10 protein-coding genes and 1 rRNA gene are annotated in these 18,126 nt (G+C 66.1%); 9 read left to right on the top strand and 2 right to left on the bottom strand.

What is annotated here, in order from left to right; translation table 11 throughout:
* The first annotated feature begins 94 nt into the window (after nucleotides 1-94).
* The 3 genes from BLS42_RS19425 (at nucleotide 95) to rlmB (ending at nucleotide 3,103) form a co-directional block, all read left to right on the top strand.
* On the top strand, nucleotides 95-445 hold the full coding sequence (locus BLS42_RS19425; RefSeq protein WP_090583988.1) for a hypothetical protein: 351 nt from the start codon (nucleotides 95-97) through the stop codon (nucleotides 443-445).
* A gap of 85 nt (nucleotides 446-530) precedes the next feature.
* Nucleotides 531-1,979, top strand: a complete 1,449-nt coding sequence (gene cysS, locus BLS42_RS19420; RefSeq protein ID WP_090583987.1) for a cysteine--tRNA ligase — start codon at nucleotides 531-533, stop codon at nucleotides 1,977-1,979.
* Between the two features lie 122 nt (nucleotides 1,980-2,101).
* Nucleotides 2,102-3,103, top strand: coding sequence for a 23S rRNA (guanosine(2251)-2'-O)-methyltransferase RlmB (gene rlmB, locus BLS42_RS19415; RefSeq protein WP_090584016.1), 1,002 nt, complete (start codon nucleotides 2,102-2,104; stop codon nucleotides 3,101-3,103).
* 647 nt (nucleotides 3,104-3,750) lie between these two features.
* On the opposite strand, the gene BLS42_RS19410 is transcribed toward rlmB, so the two are convergent.
* Nucleotides 3,751-4,554 carry a carbon-nitrogen hydrolase family protein gene (locus tag BLS42_RS19410; RefSeq protein WP_090584015.1) on the bottom strand — a complete coding sequence of 268 codons (804 nt, stop codon included), beginning with the start codon at nucleotides 4,552-4,554 and terminating at the stop codon, nucleotides 3,751-3,753.
* A gap of 114 nt (nucleotides 4,555-4,668) precedes the next feature.
* On the opposite strand from BLS42_RS19410, the gene glgX reads away from it, so the two are divergent.
* Together glgX and BLS42_RS19400 are read left to right on the top strand one after the other, a co-directional pair.
* Nucleotides 4,669-6,783 (top strand): glycogen debranching protein GlgX, encoded by a 2,115-nt coding sequence (glgX, locus tag BLS42_RS19405; protein ID WP_090583986.1) that lies wholly within the window; start codon nucleotides 4,669-4,671, stop codon nucleotides 6,781-6,783.
* Nucleotides 6,784-6,805: 22 nt separating this feature from the next.
* Nucleotides 6,806-7,162, top strand: coding sequence for a barstar family protein (locus tag BLS42_RS19400; RefSeq protein ID WP_090583985.1), 357 nt, complete (start codon nucleotides 6,806-6,808; stop codon nucleotides 7,160-7,162).
* Nucleotides 7,163-7,196: 34 nt separating this feature from the next.
* On the opposite strand, the gene glgP is transcribed toward BLS42_RS19400, so the two are convergent.
* Nucleotides 7,197-9,815 carry an alpha-glucan family phosphorylase gene (gene glgP / locus BLS42_RS19395; protein ID WP_176803569.1) on the bottom strand — a complete coding sequence of 873 codons (2,619 nt, stop codon included), beginning with the start codon at nucleotides 9,813-9,815 and terminating at the stop codon, nucleotides 7,197-7,199.
* A gap of 150 nt (nucleotides 9,816-9,965) precedes the next feature.
* Here glgP and BLS42_RS19390 point away from each other — a divergent pair, with 150 nt between their 5' ends.
* From BLS42_RS19390 to BLS42_RS19375, 4 genes are all read left to right on the top strand, one after another.
* A complete protein-coding gene (locus BLS42_RS19390) occupies nucleotides 9,966-12,038 on the top strand; it encodes an alpha-1,4-glucan--maltose-1-phosphate maltosyltransferase (RefSeq protein ID WP_305367292.1) in 2,073 nt (690 codons plus the stop codon).
* Nucleotides 12,039-12,043: 5 nt separating this feature from the next.
* Nucleotides 12,044-13,840 (top strand): maltose alpha-D-glucosyltransferase, encoded by a 1,797-nt coding sequence (treS, locus tag BLS42_RS19385; protein WP_090583982.1) that lies wholly within the window; start codon nucleotides 12,044-12,046, stop codon nucleotides 13,838-13,840.
* A 1-nt stretch (nucleotide 13,841) separates the two neighbouring features.
* A complete protein-coding gene (locus tag BLS42_RS19380) occupies nucleotides 13,842-17,546 on the top strand; it encodes a 1,4-alpha-glucan branching enzyme (protein WP_090583981.1) in 3,705 nt (1,234 codons plus the stop codon).
* Nucleotides 17,547-18,056: 510 nt separating this feature from the next.
* Nucleotides 18,057-18,126, top strand: a 16S ribosomal RNA gene (locus BLS42_RS19375); the annotation flags it as partial.

Here is an 18,126-nt window from a genome sequence, read left to right as displayed (position 1 = left end):
CACGGCCGGTTAAACACTGCCGTCCCCGGTCACCTAGGCTTGAAGGGGAAGACCCAACCGGGACCTCCCGTTCCAAACCGTCAGGAGACCTGCCGTGAAGAAGCTGCTGACCGCCGTCGTACTCGTGGCAGGGACCATGCTGACCGGCTGTGCCGGCTCGACGACCGCACCCAGCGCGACGCCAAGATTGAGTGTCGAAGAAAGCTGCAAGTTCCTCAACACCGATACCTTCGTGCCCTCCGGGAGCGCGAAGGAGCAGGCCGGGCAGATTGGCCAGCACTACCAGGAAGTTGCGGACAAAGTGGCGCCTGAGGTGGGCGCCCCGATCCACCAGATGGCCGATATCATGAAGCAGGTTGCGGCGAGCCCCACGGGAACCAAGACCGACGAACAGACCGCCCAGCTCACGGAGCAGATCAACAAGATCGGGCAATACTGCAAGTAGGTTGCCCGGATCGGTGGTGCCGGGCTCCCGGCCGCCAGCAAGGCCGCCGGTAAAGCCGCGGAGCGCCATCGGCTAATCTGGAGCGGTGACCCTGCGCTTTTACGACACTGCATCCGCCGAAGTCCGCGACTTCGTCCCCTTGGTACCTGGCCACGTTAGCCTGTACTACTGCGGAGCCACCGTGCAGGGCATGCCACATGTCGGCCACATCCGCTCGGCCATCGCGTTCGACCAGCTGACCCGCTGGCTGCAGTACCGCGGCTTCCGCGTGACGGCGGTCCGCAACGTCACCGACATCGACGACAAGATCCTCGCCAAGTCCGCCGCGTCCTTCGGCCCCGACTTTGAGGACGAGCCCGGGGCCCTGCGCAACGAGGAGTGGTGGGCCCTGGCCTACCGCTACGAGCAGGAATTCCTCAAGGCCTACGACACCCTGGGCGTCTCCCGCCCCACCTATGAGCCCCGAGCCACCGGTCACATTCCGGAAATGCATGCCCTCATCCAGCAGCTGATCGATCGCGGCCACGCCTACCCGGCCCTCGACGACTCCGGCGACGTCTACTTCGACGTGCGCTCCTGGTCCAAGTACGGGACCCTGACGCGCCAAAGACTCGACGACATGCAGAGTGCCGGGGACGCCGACCCGCGCGGCAAGCGGGACCCCCGCGACTTTGCGCTGTGGAAGGGCTACAAGGACGGGGAGCCGACGACGGCGAGCTGGTCCTCGCCGTGGGGCGCCGGCCGCCCGGGCTGGCACCTCGAATGCTCCGCGATGGTCACCAAGTACCTGGGCACCGAGTTCGACATCCACGGCGGCGGACTGGACCTGCGCTTCCCGCACCACGAAAACGAGATGGCCCAGTCCCAGGCCGCGGGCCACGGCTTCGCCAACTTCTGGATGCACAACGGCATGGTCACCTACGCCGGCGAGAAGATGTCCAAGTCCATCGGCAATACCGTCAGCCCGGCGGAAATGCTCGAACTCGCCCCGCCGCGCGTTGTCCGGTACTACCTCGGGCAGGCGCAGTACCGCTCGGTCCTGGACTACCAGCCGACGTCCCTGCAGGAAGCCGCCGCCGCCGTCGAACGGATCGACGGGTTCATCAGCCGCGCCGGCCGGGTCCTCCCTGACGCGGGATCGGGTTCGTCAACCACTTCCGTCCCGGAAGCTTTTGCTTCGGCCATGGACGATGACCTCAACGTGCCGCAGGCCCTCGCCGTTCTGCACGATACCGTCCGCGCCGGCAACACCGCCCTCACTGACGGGGATCTCGACGCCGCGGGGCAGGCACTCGCCAGCGTCACCGCCATGCTGGATGTCCTCGGCCTCAACGCCACCGCGACACCGGCCGCCGACGAACAAGCCAACACCGCACTTGGCGTCCTGGTCGAGGCGCAGCTGGCGGCGCGGGCTCACGCCCGGGCGTCCAAAGACTGGGTGGCGTCCGACGCCATCCGGGACACTCTGACCGCCGCCGGCGTCGTCGTCGAGGACGGCCCCGAAGGGGCGAGCTGGAGCCTGAAGCGCGGCTGAACGTCGTTGACGGCGGCCGGTGACGTGGGCCGTCGTCGTCCCTTCCGGTCGAGGATTTAACTCGAGTCAGTAGACTGGAGGTCAGACTTATCAATGAATCGCGTATTTAAAGGGTGAAACTCATGGCCAATAACGGTCGCCGCTCGGTCAAATTGAAGAAGGGCCCCTCCGTCGGAACCGGCGGTCACGGCCGCAAGGCGCTTGAGGGCAAGGGCCCCACGCCGAAGGCGGAGGACCGCCCCTACCACAAGGCGTTCAAGAACAAGCAGCTCTCGGAACGCTCCGAGGCCAAGCGCGCCAGCGGCAGCCGCACCACCAGTGCCGCCGCCCGCACCGGCCGCTCCGGACCCAAGGGCCGCGCCACCGAAGAAGTTGTCACCGGACGCAACTCGGTGGTTGAAGCCCTGCGCGCCGGCATCCCGGCCAAGGCCCTGCACGTCGCCGTCCGCATCGAAATGGACGACCGCGTCAAGGAATCCCTGAAGCTCGCCGCCGAACGCGGCATCCCGCTGATGGAAACCGGCAAGCCCGAACTTGACCGCATGACCGACGACGCCATCCACCAGGGCCTCGTGCTGCAGATCCCGCCGTACGAATACCAGGACGCATACGAGCTCGCGGAGGAGACCCTCGAGTCCTGGAAGAAGGGCCACGTAGCCAACGCCCCGCTCTTCGTTGCCCTCGACGGCATCACCGATCCCCGCAACCTCGGTGCGATCATCCGCTCCGTCTCGGCCTTCAGCGGCCACGGCGTCATCGTCCCCGAGCGCCGCTCCGTGGGCGTCACCGCCTCGGCGTGGAAGACCAGCGCCGGCGCAGCAGTCCGTGTCCCGGTCGCACGCGCGGCCAACCTGAACAACACGCTCAAGGCCTTCAAGAACATGGGCATCTACGTCCTGGGCCTCGACGGCGACGGCGACGTCTCGCTGCCCGAGCTCGCCCTGGCCACCGAACCGGTGTGCATCGTCGTAGGTTCCGAGGGCAAGGGCCTGAGCCGCCTGGTCCGCGAAAACTGCGACCAGATCGTCTCCATCCCGATCGACTCCGCCATGGAATCGCTCAACGCCTCCATGGCCGTCGGCATCTCCCTCTACGAGATCTCCCGCCAGCGCGCCGCTAAGTAGTCCCAGCTTCTTTGGGGTTGGGTCCCGCCGGAACCGCAGTTTCGCCGTCGCCGGAGTCGTGGTTGGGTCCGCCGGAACCGGGGTTTTGCCGTCGCTTAGACACCTCCCTGCACCTCGTGCGGCCGCTAGCGGCCTTCTCGGTTCCGGTCGGCGATGCGCTCCTTAGCAAAACTCCGGCTCCGGCGATGAGCCTCGCTCACCTTTTTCGGATGGATGGCAAACGCTCTCTCACATCTCGTGGGGGAGCGTTTTCCTTTAATACTCTGAGTCGGGGCACCCCTAGTCCAGATGTTTCTCGGAAGTACCCCGACGCACGACGCGCAATTCCTCCGGCGACGCGCAGATGTCTTTGCGCGACCCGAATACCCCTAGCGCCAGGGTGTTTGCGGGTCGTCAGGCTGAATACGCCGCGGAAGTCGTGGTGATACCGAAGTACCTCGACGCGGGGTGGGCTTAATTCGAGCGGGCGGCGGGGTCCTGCAAAGGAGCGCATCGCCGACCAGAGCCGGATGTGGCCGCCCGCGGCCGGAGAAAGCGTCGGGAGGAAGGGGCCGGCCGCTAAGCGACGGCAGGGCGCCGGTGTCCGCGTGTGGTGACCAGAAACGGCTTGACCACAACGGGAAGCCTTGGTCTAGAAGATCAGGTGGCTAGAACTTGTGGCGGTTGGCTAGCACTGGGAGTTTGGTGCGGGCTTCCTTGACGGCGGCCGTGTCGAGGTCGGCGAACAGCAGGCCGGGGGCGCCGTCGAGCTCTTCCAGGATGTCGCCCATGGGGGAGACCACCACGGAGTGCCCGACGCCGGTGGGGGCGGAACCCTTGACCGGGTGACCCACGCTGGCGGGGTCGCCTTGGCCGCAGGCAAGGACCAGGGTGGTGGAGTCCAGGGCGCGGGCCCGGGCCAGGAGCTTCCACTGGTCGGCCTTGCCGGGGCCCGAGCCCCAGGAGGCGCACACAATGTTGACGTCGGCGCCGCGATCCGCGTTCTCCGTGAACAGGTCCGGAAAGCGGACGTCGTAGCAGGTGGCGAGGCCGAACGTCACGCCGTCGAGCTCGAAGGTGACCGGGTGTGTGCCGGCGTCAACCGTGTCCGACTCGGCGAAACCGAAGGCATCGAACAGGTGGATTTTGTCGTAACTGGCTTCGAGGCCGGGACCGGTGACCAGCAGGGTGTTGCGTACCTTGGCGCCGTTGCCGGCGGTGCCCGGGGTGAACATCCCCGCGATGATCACGATACCGAGCTCCGCGGCGAGGGCGCGCACGCGTGATGCCCACGGGCCGTCCAGCGGCTCGGCGATATCCAGGAGCGAATTGCCGAAGGCGCGCATGGTCGCTTCCGGGAACACCACCAGGTCCGCGCCGCCGGCCTTGGCCTGGCGCGCGTAGGCGTCCACGAGGGCCAGGTTGGCGGACAGATCGCGGCCGGTGATGATTTGGGCTAATGCAACGCGCACAATTACCTCCAACTCGGCGCTTCATTACAGTATGCAGTGCGGCGGTCCGTACACTGCAAAACGTCAGGAAAATGAAACGGGGGCCATTTGTCCGGCCCGGCTAAGCTTTAAGCAATGGTTATGTCTTACATAGATACAGCTTCCACCGTAGACGCCTCGCGGGCGTTTCCGCTGGGGATCAGCATTCCGCACACCGAGTCACCGGCAGTGGACGATCCCCGGGGTGAGTGCGCCAACGTGGCTGTCTACGCGCCCGGGGTGACCACCCTGGAGATCGCGTATCAGGCGCCCGGGGGTACCTGGCAGGTAAAGACCCTGCCCAACTACACCGATGGCGTGCACCACGGCATTGTGGAGGGCATTCCCGCCGGTTCGCGCTACGGCTTCCGGGCCTCCCCGGAACATGAGGCCCTCCCGCTGTCCATGCCCGCCACGGATTTTGATGCTTTCGGCGAGCAGCCGTTGTTGATGGACCCCTACGGCCGGGCCGTCGACGAACGTGAGGGGCTGATCACCAGCGTCCGGGTCGGCAACGACTTTGACTGGGGGCTGGACCGCAGCCCACGCGTCCCGTGGCGCAACACGATCGTCTATGAGGCCCACGTCCGGGGCCAGACGAAGCTGCACCCGGATATTCCGGCGGAACTGCAGGGCACGTACGCCGGGATGGCCCATCCGGCCATGATCGAGCACCTGATCTCGCTGGGTGTCACGGCGATCCAGCTACTGCCCGTCCATTTCCACGTGGACGAGCCGCACCTGCAGCAGCTCGGGCTGACGAACTACTGGGGCTACAACACGGCCGCCTTCTTCGCCCCGCACCCCGGCTACGCCACGGAGGCCGCCCAAGCCGCCGGCGCCCACGCGGTCCAGGACGAGTTCAAGGGCATGGTCAAGCTGCTGCATGCCGCCGGGCTCGAGGTCATCCTCGACGTCGTGTACAACCACACCGCCGAGGGTGGCACGGACGGTCCCACCCTGAGCTTCCGCGGCCTGGGCGAGATGCAGTACTACCGCAACGACGGCCACGGCAAGTACGTGGACACCACGGGCTGCGGCAACAGCCTCAACTTCGGCGAACCCCGCGTGGTGCAGCTGGTGCTGGATTCCCTGCGCTACTGGGTGAGCGAGTTCCACATCGACGGCTTCCGCTTCGACCTTGCCGTCACGCTGTGCCGCAACAGCGCCAACGAATTCGATCCCCGGCACCCCTTCCTCGTCGCGGTGGGCGCCGATCCTGTCCTGTCCGGCGTCAAGTTGATTTCCGAACCCTGGGACGTGGGCTACGGCGGCTGGCAGACCGGCAGGTTTCCGGCCGGATGGGTGGACTGGAACGACCATTTCCGCGACGCCGTCCGCAGCTTCTGGCTTGCTGACCGCGCTGCGATCGACGGCGGCGGCAGCGGCGGGCCGGTGGCGCGCCTCGCGGACGCTCTCTCTGGCTCCGCCCGGCTGTTCGAGTCCTCCGGCCGGACCCGGCTTGCCTCGCTGAATTTGATAACGGCCCACGATGGCTTCACCCTGGCCGATCTGACGGCCTACGACCGCAAGCACAACGAGGCCAACGGCGAGCAGAACCGGGACGGCCACGGCGACAACCGCAGCTACAACCACGGCTTCGAGGGCCCTACCGAAGACAGCGACATCCTCGCCCGGCGCTCCCAAAGCAGGCGGAACCTGATGGCCTGCCTGATGATTTCCCAGGGCGTACCCATGATCACCGCCGGGGACGAGATCGGCCGGACCCAGCAGGGCAACAACAACGCCTACTGCCAGGACAATGCGATCACCTGGATCGACTGGACCAGCACCACGGAATCCCACGCGATGCTGCGCACCACCAAGCGTGTCATCCGGCTGCGCAAGGAGTTCCTGGCCGGCCAGCCGCATGATTACCCGGCCCGTGACAACCAGTCCTACTTCCACTGGTTCGATGTGGACGGCAAGCCCATGTCAACCGACTCGTGGCATGACCCCGGCCACCGCGTGATCCAGCTCCTGCACGGGTCCGACGACGGGCACGTGGACGGCCTCGTGGTGGTCAACGGCGGCGCCGACGACGTCAAGGTCACCTTGCCTCAGCTGAGCAACGAGGACGGCACCGGGCACCGGCTCTTCGAGCTCCGCGTGACCACCTCCGAACTCCATGACCGGCGTCAGGGCGCCCGCGTTGCCTCCGGTGAACGGGACCTCGTTCAGGCCAACACGATCAATATCTACCGCACCTAATTATTTCGAGACTAAGGACCCCATGAAAATCTACTCGGCTGACACCTGGACCATCGAAGAACTCACGGCGCAAATCGACGACGCCGGCCGCCGCGCCTTTGTGGTCCCCGCCGCCGACACCAAGCAGGCGGTCCTGGACACCTTCGGCGAGCTCCTGGATTCCCCTGAGGACTATGGCACGGACCTGGATGCCCTGCACGATTCGCTGCACGATGTCGCGGATGCCGTGACGGACGACGGCGAGGCCCCCGTGACCTTCATCTGGCAGGTGCCCGCCGCCCTCCGCGCGGACCGCTCCTTCGCCGTCATCTGCGAAACGCTGCAGGACGCCGAAGGCTACGCCGGTAACAGCCTGGACGTCATCGCTGTCTGCCTCTAGGCGACGCCAGTCGCTGACGACCAGCCGCTGACGGTCAGGCGTTGACGATCAGGCCAAGTTCGGCCTTGGACGCCAGCGCCTCGTGCTTGGGGAGCACACGCACGGTGTAGCCGAAGGACCCCGAACGGTCGATCACCAGCGTGCCGCTAAAGAGGTGCCGTCCCTTGCCGAGGTCTTCGGCGGCCTTCAGTTCCGCGACCGTGATGTCAGTCAGCTCGTCGGTGTCCTCGGCCCGGCCGTAGGCCACTTCAACATAGACGTCGTCCGGTGAGAGCTCACGCAGGGCCACATACGCATTGACCTGCAGCAGGTCGCCGATCTGCGGGTCCTCGGAGACCCCCACCGAGTCGACGTGTTCCACCTGGATGTGCGGCCACGCGGCCCGGATCCGTGAGCTCCACGCCGCCAGGGTCTTGGCCTGGGCGTAGTTATCTGCCACGGCGTGGCGTCCTGCGATCGCGGCGGGCCGGTACAGCACGTTGACGTAATCCCGGAGCATCCGTTCCGCTGAGACCGCCGGGCCAAGGTGGGACATGGTGTGCTTGATCATGGAGACCCAGTGCGTGGGAACCTTCTGCGGGCCTGGCTGGGACGGTCCGGCGGCTCCGGCCGCGTCGGACACGGTCAGCCCGTAGAACCGCGGTGCCACCTGCGTCTCGAGCAGCTCGTACAGTGCCGCCGCCTCGATGTCGTCCCGTTCTTCCGCGGAGGCGTCGTTGTTTGCGGTCGGGATCGCCCAGCCGTTCTCGCCGTCGTACATCTCGTCCCACCAGCCGTCCATGACCGAGAGGTTCAGCGAACCGTTCAGGGCAGCCTTCATGCCGGACGTTCCGCACGCCTCCAGCGGGCGCAGCGGGTTGTTCAGCCACACATCGCAGCCGGGGAACAGCGTCCGGGCCATGGCGATGTCGTAGTTGGGCAGGAACGCGATCCGGTGCCGCACGGCGGGGTCGTCGGTGAACCGGACCAGGTCCTGGATCATCTTCTTGCCGGCGTCGTCGGCCGGGTGCGACTTCCCGGCGATGACCAGTTGGATGGGGTGCGTCTTATGCAGCAGCAGCGCCTTGAGCCGCTCGGGGTCGCGCAGCATCAGGGTCAGCCGCTTGTAGGTCGGCACGCGCCGGGCAAAGCCAATGGTCAGGATGTCCGGGTCCAGGACGGAGTCCGTCCACGCCAGCTCGGCGTCGGCCGCGCCACGCTTCTTCCAGGCGGCCCGGAGCCGGCGTCGGACGTCGTCCACCAAGGAGACCCGCATCTCGCGCCGCAACGCCCAGAGATCCTCGTCGGTGACGTTGTAGGCCAGGTCCCAGCGGCCCTCCGCCTCCGCCTCGGCACCGAAATGGTCCCGCGCCAACGCGGAGATCCGGGGGTCCACCCAGGTGGGGACGTGCACGCCGTTAGTGACGGAGGTGATGGGGATTTCGGAGTGGTCGAAGCCCGGCCAGAGGGCGGCGAACATTCCGCGGGAGACGACACCGTGCAGTTTGGCCACGCCGTTGGCCCGCTGGGCCAGCCGCAGTCCCATGACCGCCATGTTGAAGACGAACGGGTTGCCGTCGGCGAAGTCCTCACGGCCCAGGTCCAGGATCCTTGCCACCGGGACGTCCGGGGCGAGGCCGGCTTCGAAGAAGTGCTGGATCTGGGAGATCTCGAAACGGTCGATCCCCGCCGGGACCGGCGTGTGCGTGGTGAACACCGTGGACGCCCGCCCGGCGGCGAGGGCTTCCTCCCAGCTCAGCGGCTCCGTGCCGGACATCAATTCCTGGATCCGCTCGACGCCAAGGAACCCGGCGTGGCCCTCGTTGGTGTGGAAGACCTCCGGCGCGGGGACGCCCGTGAGCCGCTGGAACTCGCGCAGCGCCTTGACCCCGCCCATGCCCAGCAGGAGTTCCTGCTGCAACCGGTGGTCACCGCCGCCGCCGTACAGGCGGTCCGTGATGCCGCGGGCGGCTTCGTCATTGCCCGGGACGTTGGAATCCAGGAGCAGCAACGGAACGCGTCCGACGTCGGCCCGCCAGACGTGCGCCAGCAGGCGCCGGCCGTTGGGGAGGGGAAGGGAGATCTGGATCGGTTTGCCGTTGCCGTCCGGGGCGGCCTCGCGCAGGAGCGTCAGGGGCAGCCCGTCCGGGTCGAGGACCGGGTACGTTTCCTGCTGCCAGGCGTCCCGGGAGAGCGACTGCTTGAAGTAGCCGGCCTGGTACAGGAGGCCGACGCCGATCAGCGGCACGCCAAGGTCCGAGGCCGCTTTCAGGTGGTCTCCGGCCAGGATGCCAAGGCCGCCGGAGTACTGGGGCAGGACCTCGGTGATGCCGAATTCGGGCGAGAAGTAGGCGATGCACGCCGGTGCGCCGTCGCCCAGGCTCTGGTACCAGCGCGGCTGATCCAGGTACCGGTCGAGGTCGTCGGCCGCGGCATGGACACGCTGCACCACGTCCTGGTCCGCCGCGAGGCGCTGCAACTCTTCCCGGCTTACCAGGCCCAGGAAAGTCACGGGATCGTGGGCGCTCTCCGCCCAAATTCCGGGGTTGAGCCCCTCAAAAAGGTCCCGGGTGGGCCGATGCCAGGACCACCGGAGATTGGTGGCGAGCCGGGCCAGCGGCCGGATCGACTCCGGGAGAACGGTTCGGACAGTAAATCTGCGGATTGCCTTCACCAGCGAAACACTAACGGACAAGTCGGTGCCCCGGAACCGCATTCAGATTCTTTCCTGTAAATGACGGATATCGGTCCGGCCAGAACCGGAAACACCCCAAAACGTTCGTGGCCTTAGCATTCTGGCCGTTTTGTAGATAACGTCGAGGCTGTGACGAATAACTCGCGAACCAGCGCCGTGTCCAAGCAAAAGCCCAAGGCCCTGATCACGGATGGCCTTCGATTTGGCCGCTTTCCGATCACCGCCGTGCAGCCTTCGGTGGACGGCGGAAAGTTCCCTGCCAAAGCCGTCGAGGGCCAAACCATTGTCGTGGGAGCCACCGCGTTCCGGGAGGGACACGATCAGCTCGGCGTCAGCGCCGTCCTGCTCGACCCCCGCGGCAAAGAGCGGCAGCGGGTCCGTCTCGCCCCGCCGCGCGGACCGCGTGGGATGGGCACGGACCGCTGGGAAGGCCTCCTGACCCCGCCCGCCACCGGCAACTGGTCCTTCGTCATCGAGACCTGGCACGACCGCTACGGCACCTGGCACCACAACGCCGAGGTCAAGGTGGAGGCCGGCATCGACGTCGAACTCATGCTGGCCGAAGGTGCCGCACTGCTGGCGGAGGCCTCAGAGGACGCCTCGCGCCCCTCCGGTGACCGCAGAACGCTGCGGATGGCCGTTGTCGTGCTCTCCGATACTTCCCGGACCCCCGAGGAGCGCCTCGCCGCGGGCTTCGGCGCCGACGTCGCTGCCGTCGTCGAACGCCAGCCCATCCGTGAATTTGTGACAGTTTCCGAGCCCTACCCGCTGCTGGTGGAGCGGACGCTGGCCGGGGCCGGCGCCTGGTACGAATTCTTTCCGCGCTCCGAGGGTGCCGTGCGCAACCACGAGACGGGGGAATGGACCTCCGGTAACTTCCGCACCGCCGCACAGCGCCTCGACGCCGTCGCCGCCATGGGTTTTGACATCATCTATATGCCGCCGATCCACCCGATCGGTGTCCAGCACCGCAAGGGTCCGAACAACACCCTGATCGCCGGGCCGCACGATCCCGGCTCGCCGTGGGCCATCGGGTCCCAGGAGGGCGGCCACGACGCCATCCACCCGGACCTGGGCACCTTCGAGGACTTCGACGCCTTCGTGGCGCGGGCCGGCGAACTGGGACTGGAAGTGGCCTTGGACCTGGCCCTGCAGGCCGCGCCGGACCACCCGTGGGTGCAAAGCAATCCGGAATGGTTCACCACGCGCGTCGATGGCACTATTGCCTACGCGGAGAATCCGCCGAAGAAATACCAGGACATTTTCCCGCTGAATTTCGACAACGACCCCGCCGGGCTGTCCAACGAAATTCTCCGGATCGTGATGCTCTGGGTCAGCCACGGCGTCAAGGTCTTCCGTGTGGATAATCCCCACACCAAACCCGTGTGGTTCTGGGAATGGCTCATCGGCAAGGTCAATAAGAAGCACCCCGACGTCGTCTTCCTGGCCGAGGCATTCACCCGCCCGGCCATGATGCACGCCCTTGGCCGGGCCGGCTTCCAGCAGTCCTATACGTACTTCACCTGGCGGAACACCAAGGAAGAACTTGAGGAGTACTTCCAGGAGGTCAGCCACGAATCGCCGGCCTACTTCCGGCCGAACTTCTTCGTCAACACCCCGGACATCCTCACCGAATACCTGCAGTTCGGCGGCCCGGCGGCCTTCAAGATCCGTGCCGCCCTGGCCGCGACGGCCAGCCCCATCTGGGGCGTGTACGCCGGCTTTGAGCTTTACGAACACGTGGCCCGTCCCGGCGCCGAGGAGTACATCGACAACGAGAAGTTTGAGTACAAGGCCCGCGACTGGGACGCGGCGGCCGAATCCGGGCGCACCCTGGCCCCGTACCTGACCCGGCTCAACGCGATCCGCCGCGCACACCCGGCCTTGGGGGATCTGCAGAACCTGACGGTGCATCAGAGCTCGGACACCTCAACCGTGGTGTACTCCAAGCACAAGACCCTCCCGGACGGGACCAAGGACACCCTGATCGTCGTCGTCAACGTGGACCCGCACGGCACCCGGGAGAGCACCGTAACCCTGGACCTGCCGGCGCTGGAACTGGACCCGGAGAACTTCACGCACAACGGCCGTTTCATGGTTGATGACCTGCTGACCGGCGAGAGTTGGGAATGGGGGGAGTACAACTACGTCCGTCTGGACCCGCACGTCGAGCCCGTTCACATTCTTAGCATCCGGAGGTAGTGCCAGTGAGTTTCAGCCCGCAGAACCCCAGCCAGCACTTCAGCCCGAGGGGGAGCTTTGAACTGAACGCTCCAGGGCTCCAACACGATCCCCTCTGGTACCGCAAGGCGGTCTTCTATGAGGTGCTCGTCAGGGGCTTCGCCGACGGCAACGGGGACGGCTCGGGCGATTTCCACGGCCTGATCGACAAACTGGACTACCTGCAGTGGCTGGGGGTGGACTGCCTCTGGCTCCCGCCGTTCTTCCAGTCACCGCTGCGCGACGGCGGCTACGACATCTCGGACTACAACTCCGTGCTGGACGAGTTCGGCACCATCAGCGACTTCAAACGGCTCGTGGCGGAGGCGCACGCCCGGGGCGTCCGGGTGATCATCGACCTTCCGCTGAACCACACCTCAGACCAGCACCCGTGGTTCCAGGAATCGCGCAAGGACCCAGACGGTCCCTTCGGCGACTTCTACGTCTGGAGCGATACTGACGAGAAGTACCAAGACGCCCGCATCATCTTCGTGGACACGGAAGAATCCAACTGGACCTTCGACCCCATCCGCCGGCAGTTCTTCTGGCACCGGTTCTTCAGCCACCAGCCAGACCTCAACTTCGAGAACCCCAAAGTCATTGACGCGCTCTTCGACGTCGTGCGGTTCTGGCTGGACCAGGGCATCGACGGCTTCCGGGCCGACGCCATTCCGTACCTGTTCGAGGAGGAGGGCACCAACTGCGAGAACCTGCCCCAGACCCACGAATTCCTGCGCCAGTTGCGCCGGATGGTCGATGAAAGCTACCCGGGCCGCGTAATCATTGCCGAGGCCAACCAGCCGCCCGCCGAGGTGGTGGAGTACTTCGGCACCGAAGAGGAACCGGAGTGCCACATGGCGTTCCACTTCCCGATCATGCCGCGCCTCTACTACGCGCTGCGTGACCAGAAGGCGGCCCCCATCATCGAGACGATGAAGGACACTCCGGACATCCCCGAAGGCGCCCAGTGGGGCACGTTCCTGCGCAACCACGACGAACTGACGCTGGAAATGGTCACCTCCGACGAGCGCGCCGCAATGCTCGGCTGGTACGCACCGGATCCGCGCATGCGCGCCAACATCGGCATCCGACGCCGGCTGGCCCCGCTGCTGGACAACTCCCGCTCCGAGATCGAGCTCATCAACGCCCTGCTGCTGTCCCTGCCGGGCAGCCCGTTCCTCTACTACGGGGACGAGATCGGCATGGGGGACAACATCTGGCTCGAGGACCGCGACGCCGTCCGCACCCCGATGCAATGGAACCCGGACCGCAACGCCGGGTTCTCCCATGCCGACCCCGGCAAGCTGTACCTGCCAGTGATCCAGTCGCTGGTCTACAACTACAGCATGTCGAACGTGGAGGCCGAGGCCGCCCATTCCGGGTCACTACTGCGCTGGACCCGGCAGATCCTGAGCGTCCGCAAGAACCACCCCGCCTTCGGGCTGGGCGGATTCAAGCACGTTGAGGCCGACCACGACGTCGTCCTCGCGTACCTGCGTGAACTCCCGGAAGGCAACGCTGCCGGCGCGGACGCCGAGACCATCCTGTGTGCCTTCAACCTCTCCCAGCACCCAGTGGCGACCACGCTGCGCGTGCCTAGCTACGCCGGCAGGGGCCTCCGGGACGTCTTCGGTGGCCAGGCGTTCCCGGCCATCGGCGAGGACGGAGCGCTGACGCTGACCCTGGGCAGTCACGATTTCTTCTGGTTGCGGATCCGTTCCGCCGCCTCCAACCCGGCATCCCCGTTCACGCAGGCGATGCCCATCCTGTCCATCGAGGGTTGAGATGACTCGACCGATCCTTGCCCCGGCCTTGAGCGGACTGCTTGGCGCCTGGCTGCCGCGCCAGCGCTGGTTCCCCGTCAAGACTGCCGAGTTCACCTTCGAGCCGGCGGGCGGCCTGCGCCTGGGGACAGCCACGGGCGAGGGTGCCCCCGGCGCGGCAGCATTCGAGGTGTTGTTAGTTGCGGTGTCCTATCCCAGCCCCGGTGGCAGCCGGACCGACATCGTCCAGGTGCCCCTTAGTTTTCGGCCAGAACCCCTGCCGGGGGCAGAGCGCGCGCTGATCGGCGAACTTCCCGGCACGCGCGCCGATGCCGCCCACCAGTGGGTCTACGACGGCGTCCACGACGCCTCCTTCGTCGCCGCCTGGCTCGAGCTCATGCGCCACGGAGGGAGTGCGCCGTCGGGGAACGCCACCGGCCACCTGGTGGACTCCGGCTACCGCCTGCCGTTCGCAACGGGCAAGGTCAAAGTGCTCGCCGGCGAGCAATCGAACAGTTCGGTGATAATCGACGACGGCGGCTCGGCGGCCATCGTGAAGTTCTTCCGTGTGCTGTCGGAAGGCCAGAACCCCGAGGTTGAAATCGGGGCGGCGCTGACGGCAGGGCGCACCGAGGAGGTCCCGGCAACCCTTGGCTGGGTAACCGGCGAGTGGGAGGCTCCGGCGGCTGCACTGGCCGCGGAACCGTCCGAGGCCACCCGTCCTGCCCGCGGCGAGCTCGCTGTTGCGCACGAATTCCTCGCCGGCGGACTCGATGCCTGGCGGCTCGCCGTGGACGCGGCCAGCCGGGGGATCGGGTTCACTGCCGAGGCCCACGCGCTGGGCGCGGCGACAGCCACCGTGCACCGGAGGCTCGCCGAGGCACTGGGCACAGCCGCAGAATCCGCGCCGGGGCAGGACATCGCTCCCGGCGTAGCCCAGCGCGTCCGCCAGTCCTGGGCCCAGGCGTCCAACACTGTTGGGCCGTACGAAGAAGGGCTGAACGGCCTCCTCGACCGACTCGCTGGCACTAGCGCCGGGCCGCTCCAGCGTATCCACGGGGACCTCCACCTCGGGCAGATCCTGCAGGTTCCGGGAGAGGCCGCGATGGCACCGCGCTGGGCCATCCTCGACTTCGAGGGTGAGCCTCTGCGCCCCATCTCCGAACGCAACTTCCCCGACGTCCCACTTCGCGACGTCGTGGGCATGCTGCGGTCCTTCGACTACGCCGCCGGCGCCGCCGTCCGCGAAAATCCCGGCGCCGTGGTGCCCGGGACCTGGGTGGACGACTGCGCTGAGGCCTTCCTGGCCGGCTACGCCGAAGTAATCCCCGGCAGCATCGACCGCGACTCGCCGCTCTTTGTGGCATTGTGGCTCGACAAAGCCCTCTACGAAGTCATCTACGAACTAAGGAACAGGCCGGACTGGCTCTCCATTCCGGTGAATGCATCGCGTCGTCTCCTCGGCAGTACAGGTTCCGGCGTCGCCGCCGAAACCGCAGCGGAAGGTATAAAAATGACAGGTTCAGCACGTATCGATCGGCCCGGCGCACCACTGCCCGTGGACGGTGAAACCCTGGCGAGGGTCGCGACAGGCGAACACCACGCGCCCCACTCGGTCCTCGGTGCCCACCTTGATGACCACGGCCACGTCACGATCCGCACGGTCAAGCACCTGGCGGAAGCGGTTTCTGTCGTGACGTCGGCAGGCACGACGCCCATGGCGCACGAAGCGGACGGCGTGTGGGTGGCCGTGATGGAACCGGTCGAGCGCGGCCACGTGCCGGACTACCGGCTCGAAGTGACCTACAAGGACCACGAACCGCAGGTCATGGACGACCCCTACCGCTACCTGCCGACCGTCGGCGAAGTGGACCTGCACCTGATCGGCGAGGGCCGGCACGAGCGCCTCTGGGATGTCCTGGGCGCGCATGTCCAGCACTACAAGTCCTCGCTGGGCGACGTCGACGGCGTGTCCTTCGCGGTCTGGGCCCCGAACGCCCAGGCAGTGCGCGTCAAGGGTGATTTCAACGGATGGGACGGCCGCGAACACTCCATGCGCTCCCTCGGATCCACGGGTGTGTGGGAAGTCTTCATCCCGGGGGTTGTAGCAGGGGCGTGCTACAAGTTTGAATTGCGGACCCGGCACGGATACTGGGTGGAAAAGGCGGACCCGCTGGCCTTCGGCACCGAGGTCCCCCCGCTGACGGCATCCCGGGTAGTTGAGCCCTCCTACGTCTTCAAAGATGCCGAGTGGATGCAGGCCCGCGCCGGCCGCGATCCGCACAACTCGCCCATGAGCGTCTACGAGGTCCACCTCGGCTCCTGGCGGGTGGGGCTGGGTTACCACGAACTGGCCAAGGAACTCGTGGAATACGTCAAATGGCTCGGCTTCACCCACGTGGAGTTCATGCCTGTGGCCGAGCACCCCTTCGGCGGCTCCTGGGGCTACCAGGTCACCTCCTACTTCGCGCCGACCTCGCGCTTCGGGCACCCGGACGAATTCCGCCACCTCGTCGACGAACTGCACCAGGCCGGCATCGGCGTCCTCCTGGACTGGGTCCCGGCACACTTCCCCAAGGACGAGTGGGCCCTGGCCCGGTTCGACGGCGAACCCCTGTATGAGCACGCCGATCCGAACCTGGGCGAGCACCCGGACTGGGGAACGCTGATCTTCGACTTCGGCCGCACGGAGGTGCGCAACTTCCTGGTGGCCAACGCGCTGTACTGGCTCGATGAGTTCCACATCGACGGGCTGCGCGTGGACGCCGTCGCGTCCATGCTGTACCTCGACTACTCGCGCGAAGAGGGGCAATGGCAGCCCAATCGCTATGGCGGCCGCGAAAACCTTGAAGCGATCTCCTTCCTTCAGGAGGTCAACGCCACGGTCTACAAGACTCATCCTGGCGCGGTCATGATTGCCGAGGAATCCACCGCTTTCCCGGGCGTCACGGCACCGACAAGCGGCGGCGGCCTTGGCTTCGGCCTCAAGTGGAACATGGGCTGGATGCATGACTCGCTCAAGTACATGGCCGAGGACCCGTACAACCGCCGGTGGCACCACGGCACAATCACGTTCTCGATGGTCTATGCCTTTACGGAAAACTTCCTCCTGCCGATCAGCCACGATGAAGTAGTGCACGGCAAGGGCTCCATGCTGCGCAAGATGCCCGGCGACCGTTGGCAGCAGCTCGCAAACCTGCGCGCATTCCTGGGCTATCAGTGGGCCCACCCGGGCAAGCAGCTGATCTTCATGGGCACAGAATTCGGCCAGGAAGCGGAGTGGTCGGAGCAGTACGGCCTGGACTGGTATCTCGCGGACATCCCGGCACACAACGGCATGCAGCTCCTGACCAAGGACCTCAACGAGCTGTACCGTTCCACGCCGGCCCTGTACCAGCAGGACAACCAGCCCGAAGGTTTCCAGTGGATCAACGGGGGAGACTCGGACCGCAACGTGCTGACGTTCATCCGCCGCGATGCGGACGGCAACCCGCTGGTCGTCGCCGTGAACTTCTCCGGCGGCCCGCACACGGACTACCTCCTGGGCGTCCCGGCGGCCGGCGAATGGCAGGAAGTGCTCAACACCGACGCCTCCAGCTATGGCGGCTCCGGGGTGGAGAACACCGGCACCCTGACTGCGACGAAGAACGGCGTCGACGGGCAGCCGGCCACGCTCGTCGTGACCTTGCCTCCGCTCGGGGCGGCGTACTTCACGCCGCTGGGTTAGGCGCACCCGATTTAGGCGCACCGGGGTTAGGTGCACCGCCCGGGTACCGGGCGGGCGACGCCGAGGAGCACCCCTGAGAGGCCCGGAATCCCCGTGATTCCGGGCTTTTCTGCACCGTCTTCCAGGCGGCTTTGTCAGCCGGGCCAAGTGGTGGTAGAGTTTATTTCCGCGCTGCTCCCCGGAGTTGATCGGCCACCAAGACCCAGAAGCCTATGGCAAGACTGAGTTTGGATCGCCGATTTGACTAGGGTGAAGCGGCCGGGTAAGTTTGAAAAGTTGCTCCGGAGCGATCCGCGACCGAATGAATGGTTGTGGTGGTGCCGGGTGTGTCTGTTGTTTGAGAACTCAATAGTGTGCCAAGTTTGTTGATACCAATTTATTGTATTGAATTGGTTGAATTGACCAGGTTGCGCCACCCCGTGGTGTGGTCTGGTTTTTACAGCTGGTTTCAAATTTTGTGCATTGTGTGCATCCCGTTTTCCCGGGGGCGCATGGTGTGTCTGTTTTACTTCAACGGAGAGTTTGATCCTGGCTCAGGATGAACGCTGGCGGCGTGCTTAACACATGCAAGTCGAACGAT

It is taken from the genome of Arthrobacter sp. ov407 (genome assembly GCF_900102895.1).
Taxonomy (GTDB): domain Bacteria; phylum Actinomycetota; class Actinomycetes; order Actinomycetales; family Micrococcaceae; genus Arthrobacter.
Note: the sequence above shows the minus strand (reverse complement) of the source record. Positions and strands in the feature narration are given on the sequence as shown.

Bases quoted from the DNA above. Each gene is read 5' to 3' on its own strand.
- glgX (WP_090583986.1), top strand. From the start codon at position 4,669: ATGGTTATGTCTTACATAGATACAGCTTCCACCGTAGACGCCTCGCGG.
- BLS42_RS19380 (WP_090583981.1), top strand. From the start codon at position 13,842: ATGACTCGACCGATCCTTGCCCCGGCCTTGAGCGGACTGCTTGGCGCC.
- BLS42_RS19400 (WP_090583985.1), top strand. From the start codon at position 6,806: ATGAAAATCTACTCGGCTGACACCTGGACCATCGAAGAACTCACGGCG.
- rlmB (WP_090584016.1), top strand. From the start codon at position 2,102: ATGGCCAATAACGGTCGCCGCTCGGTCAAATTGAAGAAGGGCCCCTCC.